Origin of the sequence: Streptomyces sp. DT2A-34, from assembly GCF_030499515.1 — a bacterium.
In the GTDB taxonomy this organism is placed as follows: Bacteria; Actinomycetota; Actinomycetes; order Streptomycetales; family Streptomycetaceae; genus Streptomyces.
Genome location: NZ_JASTWJ010000001.1, coordinates 7,307,790 through 7,324,062, shown reverse-complemented (window position 1 = coordinate 7,324,062; position 16,273 = coordinate 7,307,790). Strand labels below are relative to the sequence as shown.

Below are 16,273 nucleotides of genomic sequence, written 5' to 3'. Positions count from 1 at the left end.
CCGCCCCGCACTTTATGAATGAGCCTTATAGCTTCGCTATTGAAGGAATATCCATTGCACGGCCTCGGAATGTCTTGACGCGACGTCACGCGCGCTGTTACTTTCCGGTGGATCCATCGCATTTGCTCGCCCCGAGTTGCGGCCCGCGTCTCCACCATCTGCCAACGCATCAGCAACCGAGGGGACATGGTGGACATGGCGCACGGCCAGCACTCACCCGAGACCGTCCGGACCTGGCTCATCACCTGTTTCGCCGGTCAAGTCCGGCTCCCGGCACAGGACATCGACCCGGGGCGGCCGTTCTCGGACCACGGCTTGAACTCCGTCGCCTCCGCGGGTCTGGCCGCCGATATCGAGGACCACTTCGGCGTCGTGGTCACAGCCGACGAAATGTGGGACCACCCGAGCGTCGACGCGCTCTGCCTTCTCATCGCGCGGAAACTGGCGGACACGCCGGCCGGCGCGCTGGGCAGCGCGAGCTGAGAAGGCGGGCAATCGGTCATGGATTTCAGTCTGTTGTACTTCGCGAACAGGAAAGTGGACGACGCGCCCGCCGAGTACGACCTGCTCTTCGACAGCGCGCGCTTCGCCGACCGCAACGGCTTCACCGCGGTGTGGCTGCCCGAGCGGCACTTCCACCCCTTCGGGGGCGCCTACCCCAATCCGGCGCTGGCCGCGGCCGCCCTCGCGGCACAGACCGAACGGGTCCGGCTGCGGGCGGGCAGTGTCGTCGCCCCGCTCCACGACCCGCTGACCGTGGTGGAGGACTGGGCGTTCGTCGACAACCTCTCCCGCGGACGTGTCGACCTGGCCCTGGCCACCGGCTGGAACGCGCACGACTTCGTGCTGGCCCCGGAGCGCTACGCCGCCCGTCGCGCCCACACACTGGACAGCCTGGCCGAGGTGCGGGACCTGTGGGCGGGCAGGACCGTCGAGCGCACCGACGACAAGGGCCGGCGGGCGCGGGTCGCGACCTATCCGCGCCCCGTCCAGCCGGACTTGGACCTGTGGCTGACCTGCTCGTCGCACCCCGCGGGATTCGAGGAGGCCGGCGCGCTCGGACTCCATGTGCTGACCGCTCTGCTCTTCCAGCGCGTGGAGGACCTGGTGCCACGGATCCGCGCGTACCGTGCCGCGCGCGAGCGGGCCGGCCACGACCCGGACACCGGCCGGGTGACGCTGATGGTGCACACCTTCGTCGGTGAGTCCGACGACGCGGTACGTGAGGTGGTGCGCGCCCCGTTCCTGGAGTACCTGGCGTCGTCCGTGGACCTGTGGCGGGACCGCTGGCCGGAACTGGGCGCCCACAGCGGCCCCCAGCTCCTCCACCACGCCTTCGAGCGCTACTTCCGCACCTCGGCTCTGTTCGGCTCGGTCGACAAGTGCGTGCGCTTCGTGGCACGGCTGCGGGAGGCCGGGGTCGACGAGGTGGCCTCGCTCATCGACTTCGGCGCGCCGGCCCCGGCCACCCTGGACGCCCTGCGCCGCCTGGACCGGGTGCGGCGCGCCTTCGTCCGCTGAACAGGCCCTGCCGGGCCCGCCGTTGCCGCTGGTTCAGCGGCCGTCGGGCCCGGCGGCGGCGATGCGCCCGACGCCGACGACCGCGCGCCGCGGGATGGTGATGCGCCACTTGCCGGTGGCTTCCTCGTAGCGCAGCTCGCTCGCCCGGAGGGACCCTTCGCCCTCCGGGTAGCGGAAGATGGACTTCGCGGTCTCGGTCACCCAGCGGTAGGCCTCGTTCTCGGTCCGGCCGTCGAAGACCTTGACCAGGCCGTACATGTTGAGCAGGTACCGGCCGATCTCGATCTCGGCCTCTTCCGGGGTGGCGCCGACGGCGGTGTACGGGTCGTCGATCTCCACGACCTCGCGGTGGTCGTATCCGGCCTTCTCCAGATAACCGTCGATCTCGTCGCGGGTGAAGTGCAGGAACTTGTGGCCGGTCGCCGAGTACACGTCGGTCACCTCCTCGAACCAGACGTCCACGGGCGAGCCGACGAGGAAGTCGTGCAGGATGAACGTCCCGCCGGGGCGGAGCATGCGGTGGGCCTCGGTGGCCACCGTCTGACGGTCCGAGGGCGGCACGTGGTGCGAGCCGTAGGCCAGCAGCACGGCGTCGACGGTCCGGTCGCGCAGCAGGGGCTGCTCCGCGCGCTGCAGCAGCGCCGGCATGCCCGCCGCCCACGCCGACGCGACCATGTGCGGGGACGCGTCGCACGTCAGGATGTTGAAGTCGCCGATGCCCAGCTCCTCGCACACCTTGCGCACCAGGCCGTCCCCGCCCAACAGGTCGACCAGGACGGGCCGTTCGCCGTCCGGTGTGCGGCGGGCGGCGTCGGCGAAGCCGAGGAGTTCGCGGATACCCGTCTCGCGGGCCAGCGAGTTCAGCGTCTGGGCCTGCACGTACTCCACGCCGCGGCTGCCTTCCGTGTCGGCGCCGAAGTCGTCGTGCTGCTCCAGGGCGGTGCACAGGGCGGCCTCCCAGGCGGCGAGCCGCTGCGGATCGGCAAGGGCGTGCAGCTCGGGATGGCTCCGCCGGAGTTCTTCCAGCTGACCCTGCACGTCATCCCCTGTCACGGTGTATCCGCTCGTCTGTGCGTGCATGAGTGAGGATCTCCTCTGCCTGGGGGGAAGGGACTTGCGAGCACGAGGCTAGAAGCGCGCACTTTCCCCTCGATATTGATCCGTTTTCGCTCTGCCGGACGGCGGGGCCGTCCCTGCCGAAAGTAAGGCCGAAGAGACGTCGTTCGTGCGTGGTGACGACGGGAGGCGGGCTCCTACTGTCGGTGCGCGGAGAGAACATCCGACAAAAGTGCAGAGCGCGGAGCCGAGTCCGGAGGACGTCAGGGATGAAGAAGCAGTTGGACGAGCCCGGCGGCCCCGCCGACGCCGTGGCCCGGGGCGTCGGCGACGCCCCGCCACCCGGAACACTCGTCGACGGGCACGCCGGGCTGACGTCGGCTCAGGTCGCCGAGCGCGTCGCCGCCGGCCGTGTCAACGACGTGCCGGCCCGGTCGAGCCGCAGCATCGGCGAGATCGTCCGGAGCAACCTGTTCACCCGCATCAACGCGATCATCGGCGTGCTGTTCGTCATCATCATGATCGTCGGCCCTGTGCAGGACGGGCTGTTCGGCGGCGTCATCCTCGCCAACACGCTGATCGGCATCATCCAGGAGGTGCGCGCCAAGCGGACCCTCGACCAGCTCGCGATCGTCGGCGAGAGCCGTCCGCGCGTCTGGCGCGACGGGCAGCGCGTCACCCTCAGCGCCTCCGAGATCGTCATGGACGACGTCATCGACCTGGGCCAGGGCGACAAGATCGTGGTGGACGGCACGGTCACCGCGGCCGAGAACCTGGAGGTCGACGAGTCGCTGCTCACGGGCGAGGCGGATCCGGTCGTCAAGCGTCCCGGCGACGCGGTGATGTCCGGCAGCTTCGTGGTGGCCGGGTCCGGCGCCTTCACCGCCACCCGGGTGGGACGGGAGGCGTACGCCTCCCAACTCGCCGAGGAGGCCCGGCGCTTCAGCCTCGTCAACTCCGAGCTGCGCAACGGCATCGACCGGATCCTGAAGTTCGTCACCTACGCGATCATCCCGGCGGGCATCTCGCTGATCATCACGCAGTTCATGGTGAACGACGACGATCTGCCCGAGGCGATCCGCCGCATGGTGGGCGGTCTCGTACCCATGGTCCCCGAGGGTCTCGTCCTGCTGACCTCGCTGGCCTTCGCGGTCGGGGTGGTCCGGCTCGGCAAGAAGCAGTGCCTGGTCCAGGAGCTGCCCGCCATCGAGGGCCTGGCCCGGGTGGACACCGTGTGCCTGGACAAGACGGGAACGCTCACCGAGGCGTCGATGGACGTCGACGAGGTCCTTCCGCTGCTGCCGTCCGTGCCCGTCGCGGAGGTGCTCGGTGCCCTCGGCGCCGCCGACGAGCGCCCCAACTCCAGCCTGCAGGCGATCATCGAGGCCTACCCCGCTCCCGAGGGCTGGCGGCGCACCGCGACCGCGCCGTTCTCCTCGGCCCGGCGGTGGAGCGGCGCCGCGTTCACCCAGCCGTCCGGTGAGGAGTCAACCTGGCTGCTCGGCGCGCCCGACACGATGCTGCCGGCCGGGCACTCCGTGCTCACCGCCGCGGACTCCTACGGCGCGCGGGGTCTGCGCGTCCTGCTCCTGGCGCGCTGCTCACGGCCGCTGGACGAGCTCCTGGACGACGCGGCGACCGTGTCCGACGCGGTCACGCCGGCCGCGCTCGTCGTCATCAAGCAGCGCATCCGGCAGGAGGCGCCCGCCACCCTGCGGTACTTCGCCGACCAGGGCGTCTCGGCCAAGGTGATCTCGGGCGACAACGCGGTGTCCGTCGGCGCCGTCGCGTCGAGCCTGTCCCTGCCCGGCGCGGACAACCCGGTGGACGCCCGGTTCCTCCCGGAGCACCCGGAGGAACTGGCCGACGCCGTCGAGCAGAACGCCGTCTTCGGGCGGGTCGGCCCCCAGCAGAAGCGGGACATGGTGGGCGCCCTGCAGTCCCGGGGCCACACCGTGGCGATGACCGGCGACGGCGTCAACGACGTCCTCGCGCTCAAGGACGCCGACATCGGCGTGGGAATGGGCTCGGGCAGCCCGGCGACCCGGGCGGTGGCCCAGATCGTGCTGCTCAACAACAACTTCGCCTCGCTGCCCTCGGTGGTCGCGGAGGGCCGCCGGGTCATCGGCAACATCGAGCGTGTGGCCAACCTGTTCCTCACCAAGACCGTGTACTCGGTGCTGATGGCCATCGTCATCGTGATCGCCCAGGTGCCGTACCCCTTCCTGCCGCGTCACATCACGCTGGTCGGCTCCCTCACCATCGGCATCCCCGCGTTCTTCCTCGCGCTGGCCCCCAACTCGGAGCGCGCCAGGTCGAACTTCGTGGGCCGCGTCCTGCGGTTCGCCATTCCCGCCGGCGCGCTCGCGGCGACGGCCACCTCGGTCGCCTATCTGTTCGCCCGGTCCGTGTACGACGACAACCTGGACGCCGAGACCTCGGCGGCGACCCTCGCGCTGTTCCTCACGGCCCTGTGGGCGCTGGCCATCATCGCCCGCCCCTACACCTGGTGGCGGATCCTGCTGGTCCTGACGATGGCGGTGTCGTTCGCCGTCGTGCTGGTGGTGCCGTATCTCCAGGAGTTCTTCCAGCTGAAGCTGGTCGGTGTCGCGGCGCCGTGGACGGCGGTCGCCTGTGCCGCGGTCGCCGGACTGGTGCTGGAGTTCGTATGGGCCCGTATGCGTCGGCGGCTGGCCGACGACTGAACCAGCGAAGGCGGTGACATCCCCCGGACCGCCCTCGCGAGAGGAAGGGACGCCCGGCCCGTGCCGGGCGTCCCTTTCGTCTGTCCGCTTCCCGGTCACGTGGTGCGATCCAGCCAATCCCCCGACGTGACCGATCCCGGTCCCTCGCCCTCGGACCGCCGCGGCCCCACCGCCCCGCCGGCCCCCGCGATCAGGGGGCGGGCGCCGTCGCCACCAGGGACGATCATGCCTGAGCGGGGACAGGTCCCGAATGAGGCGTTCGCGGAATAGGCGCGGCGAACTATCGAAAGCAAGGTGTGATACCTGCCGAAAGTTGAGTGCTGAGCCCAACGAAGATCCGTATCATTTAACAGAAGGCAGGGGGGAGCCAGCTACGAACGATAAATCTGATGCATCAAACGACCCGTACTCGCCACGCCCGCTAACGCGCACAAATGCGGAGCCGAGCATTCCATTTTGCTCAGGAGGCGCACGAGCGAGAGGTCTCACGAGGATCGCAGCGCAGGCCGGTCCCATGCATCGAGTCGGCCACGCTCAGCAGATTCCAGGATCTTCATTGCACAGACATTACTGAAACTTGACGCGGGGGTCTCAAGAAATCATGAATGTTCACCTCATAGGTCCGATACCCCAGGGAGTCGGCAAGCTCAATACGAAAGAAGACATCGAATCCGGCCTGGAATTCCGAATACTCGGGCCGCTCGAAGTGCAGATGAATGGCCAAGGTCTCACGGTCGGCGGGCCTCGGCAGCGGGCGGTTCTCTCCGCATTACTGCTCTCCGTGAATCAGGTCGTGTCTTTCGATTCACTGATAGAAAAGGTCTGGAACGGCCGCCCGCCGAGCACGGCCCGCACCCAGGTGGCGATCTGCATCGCCACCCTGCGCAAGATCTTCCGCAGCGCGGGCTGGGGACAGGACACGATCATCACGGCCACCCCCGGATACATGCTCAACCTCGCCGGCCACTCGCTCGACTCCCTGCGCTTCGAGCAACTGGTCGCCCGGGCCACGGAGTGGACGGCGGACAACCGCCCGGCGGAGGCGGCGGCAGCCCTGCGGGAGGCGCTGGCACTGTGGCGCGGCCCGGCTCTCGGCGGCGTGTACGCGCCCTTCGCCGAGACCGAGGCGGCCCGTCTCGACGAACAGCGGATGCTGGCCGTGGAGCAGCAGATGGCGCTGCGTCTCCAACTCGGCGAGCACCAGGCCGTGCTCGGTGAGCTCCAGGCGCTGGTCGGCGCCTGCCCGCTGCGCGACCGGCTGCGCTACTACCTGATGCTCGCCCAGTACCGTTCGGGCCGGCGCGCGGAGGCGCTCACGACATTCCGCAACGGAATGCGGTACTCCATTGAGGAGATCGGCCTCGAACTGGGCGCCGAGCTGCAGTCGCTCCACGACTCGATCCTGCGGGACGAATTCCCCCAGATCGACGTTCCCGGCATTGCCGCGCCACAAAGAGACAGACCCCAGCCGGTACCGTGCCAGCTCCCGGAAAGCGACGCGTACTTCACCGGACGTAGTCGTGAGCAGTGGCTTATGGATGACGCGCTGCTCAACAGTTCTCCGCAGAATCCGTCCCCCATCGCGTACATCACGGGAAGCCCGGGAATCGGAAAGACGAGCCTCGCCGTCAACTGGGCGCACCGGGCGGCGCACAGGTTTCCCGACGGGCAGCTGTTCGCCGACCTCCGGCAGGGCCGGACCCTGGACGTGCTCCACCAGTTCCTTCGCCAGCTGGGAGCCGAGGGGCCGCTGCCCACGGACGTCTCGGAGGCCGCCGAGCGCTATCGCGCGCTGCTGGAGGGCAAGCGGGTCCTGGTGGTCCTCGACCACGCGTCGTCGTACGCCAGGCTGCGTCATCTGCTGCCCGGGAGCGGTGAGTGCTGCGTACTCATCACCGGACAGGCCAACCTGGACGAACTCCTGCAGAAGTACTGCGCCCTTCGGCTGCGCGTCGGCCCGCTGTCCGACGAGGAGTCGCGGGAGGTGCTGACCAGCGTGCTGCGGGACTCCAGGGCCGAGGACAACCCCCGGGCCACCCGGCAGCTCAGCGCGCTGTGCGGCCACACGCCCCTGGCGCTGCGTGCCGCGGCGGCCAGGCTGCTCACCAAGCAGCACTGGCAGGTGTCCGATCTGGTACGCCGCCTGGAACGCTCCGCCGACCGGCTGGCGGAACTCAGCATCGGTGAGGACTCGCTGCGCGCCCGACTCGACCGCAGCATGCGGGAGTTGGACCCGAGCGCGGCCGGCGCCTACCGCGAGTTGAGCCGTCTCGACGACGCCGACTTCGAGGCGGCGGAGGCGGCGAAGGTGCTCGGCGCGGATCTGCTGGACGCCGAGGACCTCATCGAGACCCTGGTGGACGCGCAGCTCCTGGAAGTGGTGGGCCGCAGCCCCTGGGGCGAGATGCGCTACCGATGGCAGGAGTTGGTGCGACTGCACGCGTTCCACTCCCTGCGTGCCGCCGCGGGCCTGGCGGACTGCGTCGGCTGAGCCGAGCGAACCGGCACCGCGCACCGGCCCGGACAGCGCGCTCGACGACGGCCCGTACGAACCCGAGAGGGTCGTACGGGCCGTAGCGTTCCGTAATCAGGGTTCGGGCGTACGCCGCCGAATCCGCCCCGGACAGCACTGCGCCCCGCCGGATCTCATCCGGCGGGGCGGCAGCGGTGCGGCGCGGTCCGGCGGCGCGGGCGCGCCTGTGCCGGGGCCGCCGCCGGGTCAGCTGTCGACGCTCATCGCCTCGACGAGGCTCCTGGGCCGCATGTCGGTCCAGTTCTTCTCCACGTACTCCAGGCAGGCCTCCCTGTCGGACTCGCCGAAGGCGACCGTCCACCCGGCCGGCACGTCCACGAAGGACGGCCACAGCGAATGCTGGCCCTCATCATTGACAAGCACGAGATAGCGGCCGTCTGCGTCTTCGAACGGATTGGTCACTTCGCATTCCTTCCGGGAACGTCGGCGGAGATTCTGCGCGGGCTGCGGCCCCTGCTTCCGACCTTGGCCAAGATACTGAGCCCGCGTTTCCTTCCGATATTGGTTCGTTTTTTCAACCGGTGGCCGGGGCCGCCGGGCTGTCGTGGCGGCGGACCTCCGGTAGGTGCTGCGCCACCGCGTCGAGGCGAGGACCGAAGCGGTGCGGGAGCCGTTCGTCGAGAAGGGCCACGATCAGCTCCCGGGTGATCCGGCTGCCGTCCCCGGAGGGCAGCGTGACATCCGGGCCGGCCCGCCCGATCCGTTCCAGCAGGGGCGCGTAGTCGGTGAAGGACAGATGGCCCGCGCCGTCCACCGAGAACCAGCGGCGCCAGCCGGAGAGGTCCTGCCAGGCCCGGTCCCAGGTCCGGTCGCTGCCGGGCCGGCCGTGCTCGCCCGCGCCCAGCAGCACGAACGGCCTCTCGACCGTGGTGGTGCCGGATGTGTGGACCGTGCCGTCCATGTTCACCCCGAGCGCGAACCCGGGATCGGTGCGCAGCGCCTCGAACGCGGCGGCCCCGCCCATGGAGTGGCCCACCAGCGCGACCCTCGACGGGTCCAGCCGCGGCAGCCCGCCGGCCCGGGCCGAACGGATCAACCGCTGCCGTACGAACGACAGATCAGCCGCGCGGGTCGCGGCGACCACCGCTCCCTCCGGTCGCCGCTCGCAGGCCAGGCAGCCCGTCACGCGGCCGTCGGGATGGCGGATGGCCGCGGCCTCGTAGGCGTGGTCGACCGCGGCCACCGCGTACCCCCTGCTCGCCAGTTCCTCGGCGAGCCCCGTCAGCGACGACCGGGGCAGCGCGAAACCGGGCGACAGCAGCACCAGAGGCAGGCCGCGTCCGGGCGCGGCCACCGGCGGCGCGGCCACCCGCGCGTGGACGCGGATGCGGCTGAGCAGGTCGGCGGGTACGCCCTCGACCCGGTGCCGGCGCAGGATCATCTCCGATTCCCGCACCGTGACGTAGCGGGCGCGCGGCGCCTTGGAGGCCCGGGCCGGATACCAGAGCGAGACCGTCAACTCCCGGACGCGCGCGGGGTTCCAGGGGTCGCGCCGGGAGGTGTCGCGCAGCTCCGTCGTCCGCAGGCCGACCGGCCGGGCACCGGTCGGCGCGGGCAGGGCGGGCGCGGTCCAGGCGGCCTCTTCGGGTGCCGGTGCGGCCACGCCCGGACCGCTCGCGGCGGCGGGCGCGACCGCCAGCATCGCGGCCACCACGAGGGCGGCACGTCGACGCACCGGGCGTCCTGCTCCGGTCACCTTCAGCATCAGCGCTCAATTCGTCGAGAAGTACTGAACGCTGATGACGTTAGGAGCGGAGAATGCAATCCGAAAGCGCCGGCGGCATTTCCATCACCATGGTCAGTGAGGATTCGTTTCGAAATCCGTTCCGGCCCGGGGATACGCCTGTACTTCCGTCATTCATTCCGGTGTGCTGCCCTTGCTTTCGGCAGGGCGGTCACCAGGATTCCGTGTGGAGGCGCAGCGACGTCACACCGGTGACGTCCCTCGGACCGTACTCGTCCTCGGTGGGGTCGTAGTCGAACTCGATGTACGCCTCGCCGCCCGGGAAGTGAGGGCAGGCCACAGGAGTGCCGCTGGACGTGCTTCCGGAGGCGGTCTCCCAGCCGATGGTCCAGCCCACGCAGTAGCTGTCTCCTCCGGTGAAGGGGCCGCCGGGCTTGAGGTCCTCGACGTGACCGGTCACCCGCGCCCGGCCGTCCTCGACACAGACGGTGATCTCGCCCCTGGCGAAGTCCTGGGTGTCACTCTTGGTGACACAGTCCGCCGCTGTCGCCTCGGCGGGGGCGGCGGAGGCCGTCGGTGTCGCGAGGAGCGCGGCCGCTCCCAGCGCTCCGGCGACGGCCGTGGCGCGCAGGGTCCTACGCATGGTCATGTCCCTTCCGTCGGTGGTGTTTCGGTGCATCAGGGCCGGGGCGCGTCCAGCTCCCGGATGCGGGCCCGCCCTGCCACGCCGAAGCGCAGGGTCTCCCGCAGCCGGACCGGGCGGGCCGCGTCCCCGGATCGGGCGACGTCGCGCAACTCCCGTGCCATGGCCTGCGCTTCGGCCGCCCAGTCGTCCAGTTGGTCGGCGACCGGGCCGGCGTTGGCCATGAGGATCTCGGCCCACCGCTCGGGGTTGCCGTCCGCGGTCCTGGTGACGTCGCGCAGGTCCTGGCCGGCCAGCCGCACGGCCGACTCGTCGCCGCCGAGCAGCCGGGCGGCGACGAGGCTGGAGACGAGGTGCGGCGTGTGCGAGACGAGGGCGACCGCGCGGTCGTGGGTCTCGGGGTCCAGCAGCACCGAGACCGCCCCGCACAGGGCGACCAGTTCCAGTGCGGTGTTCAGGGCGAGATTCCCGGTGAACTCGGTCGGGGTGAGGGCCCAGGGCCTGCCGTCGAAGAGATCGGCCCGCGCCTGCGACCGGCCCGCTCCCCCGCCGACCACGGGTGCCCCGCTGACCAGAGAGGTCAGATCGCAGCCGTGCGCCCGGGCCTCCTGGTGCAGCCGGACCTTGACGCCGGAGACATCCGTGTAGCAGCGGGCGGTGCCGAGCTTCTGGTGCTCGGCGAGCACCGGAGCGACGAGCGCGGGCGGTACCGCGATCACCGCGATGTCGGCCTGCTGCGGTGGGTGCGCGGCGAAGCCCGCGCCGCACTCCTCGCCGGCCAGCGCCGCCTCGGGGTCCGCGTCGATCAGATAGGTGGTCACGCCGTGTCGCCGCAGTGCGAGCCCCACGGAGCGACCGATCAGTCCGGCGCCCACTATGACTGCGCTGCGCATGCGTCTCCCTCTCTCACCGTCGGCCCCGATCCGGCAGGCGCGGACCGGCCCCGCCAGGCGCCGGTCCGCGCGGATCCGCGTCAGCCGAACAGCTTGACGGCCTGGTAGTAGGTCCAGGCCGTGCTGTTGCAGGCCGTGTTCTTCTCGCCGGTGTAGTCGACGCAGACGCGCTTCATGTCCTCGTAGAAGGCGCTGTCGACGCGGCTCTTGTTGGCGTCGAACTGGCCCGCCGCCTTGTAGTTGCGGTAACCGAAGTCATGCCGCGCACAGGCCGTCTGGAACGGGAAGCCGAACGGGTTGTCGGGCGACGCGGTGCAGTAGTCGGTCGACCAGTCGAACTCGTAGGCGGACCAGGCGGCCTGGTTCCGCTGGGCCGCGATCCACGCGTTCTGGCTCGACGCGCTGGTCTGGGTGAAGGAGGAGAGCACCTGCGGCTTGTCGGCGGGGGCCGCATACGCGGGAGCGGCCGCCACGCCGAGCGCGAGCGCGCATCCGGCGGCGACCGTGAGGGTCGTGGTCGTACGACGACGCATGGAACAGCCTCCAGGGTGGGGTGAGGATCCAGCGCTCCCACCTTGGCGACGACCGCTATAGGGCCCTTATCGCGCTGTTATCAGGATCTGTTCCGAGTACGGCGAAGGGGCCGCATGCCTGGCAGAGCATGCGGCCCCTGGGGGGGAGGATCGGCCCGCCGAGGACTGTCCGGCGGGGTGGCGCTAGGCGTCGCGTCGGCGCAGGACCGCGGATCCGGCCAGGTACGCGGCGAGCGCCCACAGCAGGAGGACCAGCAACGCGGTTCCGCCGCCGTAGGGGTCGTTGTCCTGGGTCAGCAGTACGGTGCCGGCGACGCTCGGCATGTAGTCGGACGCGGTCTCCAGCCACTTGGCGCCGACGACGCCCATCAGCTGGGGCAGCGCGAGCAGCACCATGATGAGGGTCGTGATGGTGCCGGCGGCGCTGCGCAGGACGGTGCCGAGACCGATGGCCATCACCGCGAGGAGGGCGAGGTACACCCCGGCACCGAGCGCGGTCCCCAGCAACTGGCCGCCCGTGTACTCGCCGTGGTCCCCCATCAAGGGGGCGGCGACCAGGGTCCCCAGCACGCTGAAGACGAAGCCCGCGGCGACCACGACCGCCATGACGACCAGCGTCTTGGACCGGAGCATCCGGCCGCGGGCGGGCACGCTCTGCAGCGTGGTGCGGATGGAACCGCTGGAGTACTCGCTGGTGAGCGCGAGGGTGGCGAGCACCACCACGGTCAACTGGGAGATGAGGAAGGCCTGCGACGCGTGGTGCGGGGCCGGCATGGTGACGTCGACGCCCTTCTTCGCGCTGGCGTCGGCCGAAGCGCCGACGATCGCGGCGAAGCCCACGGTGAGCAGCAGACCGACGGCGAGGTTCCACCAGGTGGCGCGGACGCTCCAGAACTTCGTCCACTCGAACGCCACGGCGCCCTTGAATCCACCACCCTTGACGGGGCCTACGAGCTTGGGAGCGGTTGTTGTTGTCGTCATTTCCAGTTACGCCTTCTGGTGATCAGGAGCATGGGTGGCCTGGGAGAGCGTGGGCGAGCCGTACTCCACGCTGGCGGCGGTGAGTTCCATGTACGCCTGTTCCAGGCTGGCCTTGCGCATGCTCAGCTCATGGATGGGGACACGATGGTTGAAGGCCAGGTCGCCGATCTCCTCCAGCGTGCCGCCGACGACGAGGAGTTCCTCGGGTTCGGAGGTCGCGTCCTGTTCCACCCTCATCCCGAACTGCAGCAGTTCCCGCCTGAGCACGTCGGGCTGCGGAGTCCGGACCCGGACGGCGGTGAGTGAGCTGCCCGCGATGACCTCCTCGATGGGGGCATCGGCGATGATCTTTCCTCGGCCGATGACCAGCAGATGGTCGGCGGTCTCCTGCATCTCGCTCATCAGGTGGCTGGACACGAAGACCGTCCGGCCCTCCGCGGCCAGGGACCGCATCAACTCCCGCACCCAGCGCACTCCGTCCGGGTCGAGGCCGTTGACCGGCTCGTCGAAGAGCAGCACCTTGGGATCGCCGAGGAGCGCCCCGGCGATACCGAGCCGCTGGCCCATGCCGAGGGAGAAGGAGCCGATGCGCTTCTTCGCCACCTCGGTCAGGCCGACGGTCTCCAGCACCTCGCCGACCCTGGACGCCGGGATTCCGTTGCTGCGGGCCAGGCCGAGCAGGTGGTGGTAGGCCGAGCGGCCGGGATGCCCGGCGCGGGCGTCGAGCAGTGCGCCCACCTCGCGCAGGGGGTGCCGTAGTTCCTCGTACCGCTTGCCTCCGACCAGCGCCCGTCCCGACGTCGGCGCGTCAAGACCGACGATCATCCGCATGGTGGTCGACTTGCCCGCGCCGTTCGGGCCGAGGAAGCCCGTGACCTTCCCCGGGTTGATCTCGAACGAGAGGTCCGAGACGGCCGTCTTGTCGCCGTACCGCTTGGTCAGTCGGTCCAAAGTGATCATCGCCTGGTGGCTCCTTCCAAAGTCACGTCCACAACGCTAGGGAGCCGGCGGGCCCGGAACATCTGGCGAACGGCAACGACCGCATTCGACTTTCGGCAGGTTCGGAGGCCGTGGTGCCTCTTGTAGCGTGCTGGAATGCAGCGATGGCAGGCCGTGCGCCGACGAACCGGACCATTACTACGGGCCCTTGGCTCCGAGCGGCCCTTCGCCAGGCGTGGCGATCTGGTGCTGCTCCTCGTGCTCCTCGCGCCCTCCGCGTTCAACACGGAAGGGCTCGCGGCCACGACGGCCAGCTGGGCGGCCGCCTGTCTGACCATCACGGCCGCGGTCGTGGTGCGACGCACGGCGCCGTTGCTGTCCCTGCTGCTCGCCGCGCTCCTCGCCCTCTTCTACCCCTGGTTCGGCGCGAGCCTGTGGCCGGCGATCGCGGCCGCGGTGCTGAGCTTCCTGGCGGGCCGCAGACTGACCCGGCTCTGGCCCGCGCACCTGGTGTTCCTCTGTGTCGCGGTGGCCGGACTCCTCCTGGTCAGTGCCCTGGCCGACACCAAGGACTGGCTGAGCCTGCTGATGACCGAGTTCGCCTCCAGCGTCCTGCCGTGGTGGGCGGGCAACTGGTGGAGTCAGCGCACCGCGCTGGCGCACGCCGGCTGGGAGCACGCCGAGCAACTGGAGTGGAAGCAGCGCTATATCGCCGAGCAGGCCAGGCTCAAGGAGCGGGCCAGGATCGCGCAGGACATCCACGACTCCCTGGGGCACGAGCTGAGCGTGATGGCCCTGCTCGCCGGCGGTCTCGAACTGGCCCCCGGGCTCTCCGAGCAACACCGCGATTCCGTGGGCCAGTTGCGGCAGCGGTGCACCATGGCCACCGAGCGCCTGCACGAGGTGATCGGGCTGCTGCGGGAGGACCCCACGCCGTCGCTGACTCCCCCCCACGAGTCGATCGCCCAACTCGTGCGCCGCTTCGAGCAGTCCGCCACGCCGGTGGACTTCCATGAGGAGGGCACGCCCCCGAGGGCGGACAAGCCGCCTCTGCTGTCCGACCTCGCGGCGTACCGGGTGGTGCAGGAGTCCCTGACGAACGCGGCCAAGCACGCGCCGGGTGCCGCGATCACCGTGCGGGTGACCCACGGGACGCGTGAGACCGTGGTGTCGGTCGTCAACGAGCGGCCGGAGAACGGCGGGAGCGCGCCCGCGACGGGCAGCGGATCCGGACTGATCGGTCTTGACGAGCGCGTCCGCCTCGCGGGCGGCACCCTGCGGACGGGCCCGCGGGCGGGCGGCTTCGAGGTGTACGCACGGCTGCCGCACGCCGCGTCGGCGCCGTCACGGGCGGCCGCGGGGCCCGGCCTCGACGCCACCCGGCCGCAGTTCGGCGCCACCGACGGCGCCGTCTCCGGTACGGGCGACAGGGAAGCGGAGCCCGGCCGTGCCGTCCCCGCCCCTCCCGCGCCGAGGTGGAGCGCGTCGAGGGCCGCGCTGCTGCGGACCAGGGCCCGGCTGCGGCGCGACGCCCGACGGGCCGCGCTGATCCCGGCGCTGCTCGGTGCGGCCATCGTGGCGCTCCTCGTGGGCCTTTACGTCTTCACCTCGGCGACCACCTCCATCTCCCCCGACGACTACGCGCGCATACGGGTCGGTGAGACGCGCGCGGAGCTGGAGTCGGCGCTCCCGTCGCGGCGGATCAGGAAGCCGCCACCGGTCGTCACGGAGCCTCTTGTGCCGCAGGGCGCCACGTGCGAGTACTACCGGGCCGGCGCGAGTCCTCTCCACTTCACCGACACGATGTACCGGCTGTGCTTCCAGGATGATGTTCTGGTGGCCAAGGACACGCTCTGAGCACAGCGCGCCCGGCGGCGGCCGCCCGCGGGGCCGATGAGCAGAAACCAGCAGGGAAGGATCGGATGATTCGCGTATTGCTCGCCGACGACGAGACCATCATCAGGGCCGGGGTTCGCTCCATCCTCACCACCGAGCCGGGCATCGAGGTGGTCGCCGAGGCGTCCGACGGGCGTGAGGCGGTCGAACTGGCCCGCAAACACCGCCCCGATGTGGCGTTGCTCGACATCCGGATGCCGGAGATGGACGGCCTGACAGCCGCGGGTGAACTGCGGACCACCAACCCGGACACCGGGGTGGTCATCCTCACCACCTTCGGCGAGGACAAGTACATCGAGCGGGCCCTGGACCAGGGAGTGGCCGGGTTCCTGCTCAAGGCGTCCGATCCGCGGGACCTGATCTCCGGGGTGCGGGCCGTGGCGGCCGGGGGCTCCTGTCTCTCCCCGCTGGTGGCGCGCCGGCTGATGACCGAACTGCGCCGGGCCCCGTCGCCCCGCGCGGAGGTCTCGGGCGAGCGCACGACCCTGCTGACCAAGCGTGAGCAGGAGGTCCTGGGGATGCTGGGCGCCGGCCTGTCGAACGCCGAGATCGCCCAGCGGCTGCACCTGGTCGAGGGCACCATCAAGACGTATGTCAGCGCGATCTTCAACCAGTTGGAGGTGCGCAACCGGGTGCAGGCGGCGATCATCGCCTACGAGGCGGGCCTGGTGAAGGACATCGATCTCAACTAGGCCCTGTCGTCAAATTCCCGTCGTCCGCCCGAAGGGCGGGCCGCGCGGCGTCAGGTGCGTGCTGTCGGCGTGCCGCGTGGAAGCCCTCGTAGCGGAGCTACTTGGGCTTTCGCGCGGTGCGGCGAGTGGGGGTGCCCCCTCTGGGGGAGCGTGCATGGCGTCGCGCGGCAGGCGGGAATTTGACGACAGGGCCTAGG

14 protein-coding genes are annotated in these 16,273 nt (G+C 70.4%); 6 read left to right on the top strand and 8 right to left on the bottom strand.

From position 1 onward, the window contains the following. Window positions 1–186: 186 nt before the first annotated feature. Entirely contained in the window at window positions 187–483 is a 297-nt protein-coding gene (locus QQM39_RS32760; protein WP_302001159.1) for an acyl carrier protein, read from the top strand. A gap of 18 nt (window positions 484–501) precedes the next feature. Next, window positions 502–1,521: a MupA/Atu3671 family FMN-dependent luciferase-like monooxygenase gene (locus tag QQM39_RS32755; protein ID WP_302001158.1), complete on the top strand. Its 1,020-nt coding sequence runs from the start codon at window positions 502–504 to the stop codon at window positions 1,519–1,521. A 33-nt stretch (window positions 1,522–1,554) separates the two neighbouring features. Here the strand turns inward: QQM39_RS32755 and QQM39_RS32750 are convergent, their stop codons facing one another. Beyond that, the gene (locus QQM39_RS32750) at window positions 1,555–2,601 is read right to left on the bottom strand and encodes a class I SAM-dependent methyltransferase (protein WP_302001157.1); all 1,047 of its coding nucleotides are present in this window, start codon (window positions 2,599–2,601) and stop codon (window positions 1,555–1,557) included. Window positions 2,602–2,846: 245 nt separating this feature from the next. Between QQM39_RS32750 and QQM39_RS32745 the strand changes: the two genes are divergently transcribed. Continuing rightward, window positions 2,847–5,282, top strand: coding sequence for an HAD-IC family P-type ATPase (locus QQM39_RS32745; RefSeq protein ID WP_302001155.1), 2,436 nt, complete (start codon window positions 2,847–2,849; stop codon window positions 5,280–5,282). A 601-nt stretch (window positions 5,283–5,883) separates the two neighbouring features. Next, complete coding sequence (locus tag QQM39_RS32740) at window positions 5,884–7,773, top strand: BTAD domain-containing putative transcriptional regulator (RefSeq protein WP_302001152.1); 1,890 nt, start codon at window positions 5,884–5,886, stop codon at window positions 7,771–7,773. Between the two features lie 228 nt (window positions 7,774–8,001). On the opposite strand, the gene QQM39_RS32735 is transcribed toward QQM39_RS32740, so the two are convergent. From QQM39_RS32735 to QQM39_RS32705, 7 genes are all read right to left on the bottom strand, one after another. Continuing rightward, complete coding sequence (locus tag QQM39_RS32735) at window positions 8,002–8,217, bottom strand: MbtH family protein (protein WP_030250624.1); 216 nt, start codon at window positions 8,215–8,217, stop codon at window positions 8,002–8,004. A 112-nt stretch (window positions 8,218–8,329) separates the two neighbouring features. Then, window positions 8,330–9,490, bottom strand: coding sequence for a lipase (locus QQM39_RS32730; protein ID WP_302001151.1), 1,161 nt, complete (start codon window positions 9,488–9,490; stop codon window positions 8,330–8,332). A 220-nt stretch (window positions 9,491–9,710) separates the two neighbouring features. Beyond that, entirely contained in the window at window positions 9,711–10,148 is a 438-nt protein-coding gene (locus QQM39_RS32725; RefSeq protein ID WP_302001150.1) for a hypothetical protein, read from the bottom strand. Between the two features lie 29 nt (window positions 10,149–10,177). Further along, window positions 10,178–11,035, bottom strand: coding sequence for a prephenate dehydrogenase (locus QQM39_RS32720; protein ID WP_302001149.1), 858 nt, complete (start codon window positions 11,033–11,035; stop codon window positions 10,178–10,180). 80 nt (window positions 11,036–11,115) lie between these two features. Beyond that, complete coding sequence (locus QQM39_RS32715; RefSeq protein WP_302001148.1) at window positions 11,116–11,568, bottom strand: phospholipase; 453 nt, start codon at window positions 11,566–11,568, stop codon at window positions 11,116–11,118. A 183-nt stretch (window positions 11,569–11,751) separates the two neighbouring features. Next, the gene (locus tag QQM39_RS32710; RefSeq protein ID WP_302001147.1) at window positions 11,752–12,549 is read right to left on the bottom strand and encodes an ABC transporter permease subunit; all 798 of its coding nucleotides are present in this window, start codon (window positions 12,547–12,549) and stop codon (window positions 11,752–11,754) included. A gap of 6 nt (window positions 12,550–12,555) precedes the next feature. Beyond that, entirely contained in the window at window positions 12,556–13,509 is a 954-nt protein-coding gene (locus tag QQM39_RS32705) for an ABC transporter ATP-binding protein (RefSeq protein ID WP_302001146.1), read from the bottom strand. Window positions 13,510–13,644: 135 nt separating this feature from the next. Here QQM39_RS32705 and QQM39_RS32700 point away from each other — a divergent pair, with 135 nt between their 5' ends. Both QQM39_RS32700 and absA2 read left to right on the top strand, forming a co-directional pair. Next, window positions 13,645–15,345, top strand: coding sequence for a histidine kinase (locus QQM39_RS32700; RefSeq protein WP_302001145.1), 1,701 nt, complete (start codon window positions 13,645–13,647; stop codon window positions 15,343–15,345). 65 nt (window positions 15,346–15,410) lie between these two features. After that, complete coding sequence (absA2, locus tag QQM39_RS32695) at window positions 15,411–16,076, top strand: two component system response regulator (RefSeq protein ID WP_302001144.1); 666 nt, start codon at window positions 15,411–15,413, stop codon at window positions 16,074–16,076. Window positions 16,077–16,273: the final 197 nt, after the last annotated feature.

Bases quoted from the DNA above. Each gene is read 5' to 3' on its own strand.
- QQM39_RS32760 (WP_302001159.1), top strand. From the start codon at position 187: ATGGTGGACATGGCGCACGGCCAGCACTCACCCGAGACCGTCCGGACC.
- QQM39_RS32755 (WP_302001158.1), top strand. From the start codon at position 502: ATGGATTTCAGTCTGTTGTACTTCGCGAACAGGAAAGTGGACGACGCG.
- QQM39_RS32750 (WP_302001157.1), bottom strand. From the start codon at position 2,601: ATGCACGCACAGACGAGCGGATACACCGTGACAGGGGATGACGTGCAG.
- QQM39_RS32745 (WP_302001155.1), top strand. From the start codon at position 2,847: ATGAAGAAGCAGTTGGACGAGCCCGGCGGCCCCGCCGACGCCGTGGCC.
- QQM39_RS32740 (WP_302001152.1), top strand. From the start codon at position 5,884: ATGAATGTTCACCTCATAGGTCCGATACCCCAGGGAGTCGGCAAGCTC.
- QQM39_RS32725 (WP_302001150.1), bottom strand. From the start codon at position 10,148: ATGACCATGCGTAGGACCCTGCGCGCCACGGCCGTCGCCGGAGCGCTG.
- QQM39_RS32720 (WP_302001149.1), bottom strand. From the start codon at position 11,035: ATGCGCAGCGCAGTCATAGTGGGCGCCGGACTGATCGGTCGCTCCGTG.
- QQM39_RS32715 (WP_302001148.1), bottom strand. From the start codon at position 11,568: ATGCGTCGTCGTACGACCACGACCCTCACGGTCGCCGCCGGATGCGCG.
- QQM39_RS32710 (WP_302001147.1), bottom strand. From the start codon at position 12,549: ATGACGACAACAACAACCGCTCCCAAGCTCGTAGGCCCCGTCAAGGGT.
- QQM39_RS32705 (WP_302001146.1), bottom strand. From the start codon at position 13,509: ATGATCACTTTGGACCGACTGACCAAGCGGTACGGCGACAAGACGGCC.
- QQM39_RS32700 (WP_302001145.1), top strand. From the start codon at position 13,645: ATGCAGCGATGGCAGGCCGTGCGCCGACGAACCGGACCATTACTACGG.
- absA2 (WP_302001144.1), top strand. From the start codon at position 15,411: ATGATTCGCGTATTGCTCGCCGACGACGAGACCATCATCAGGGCCGGG.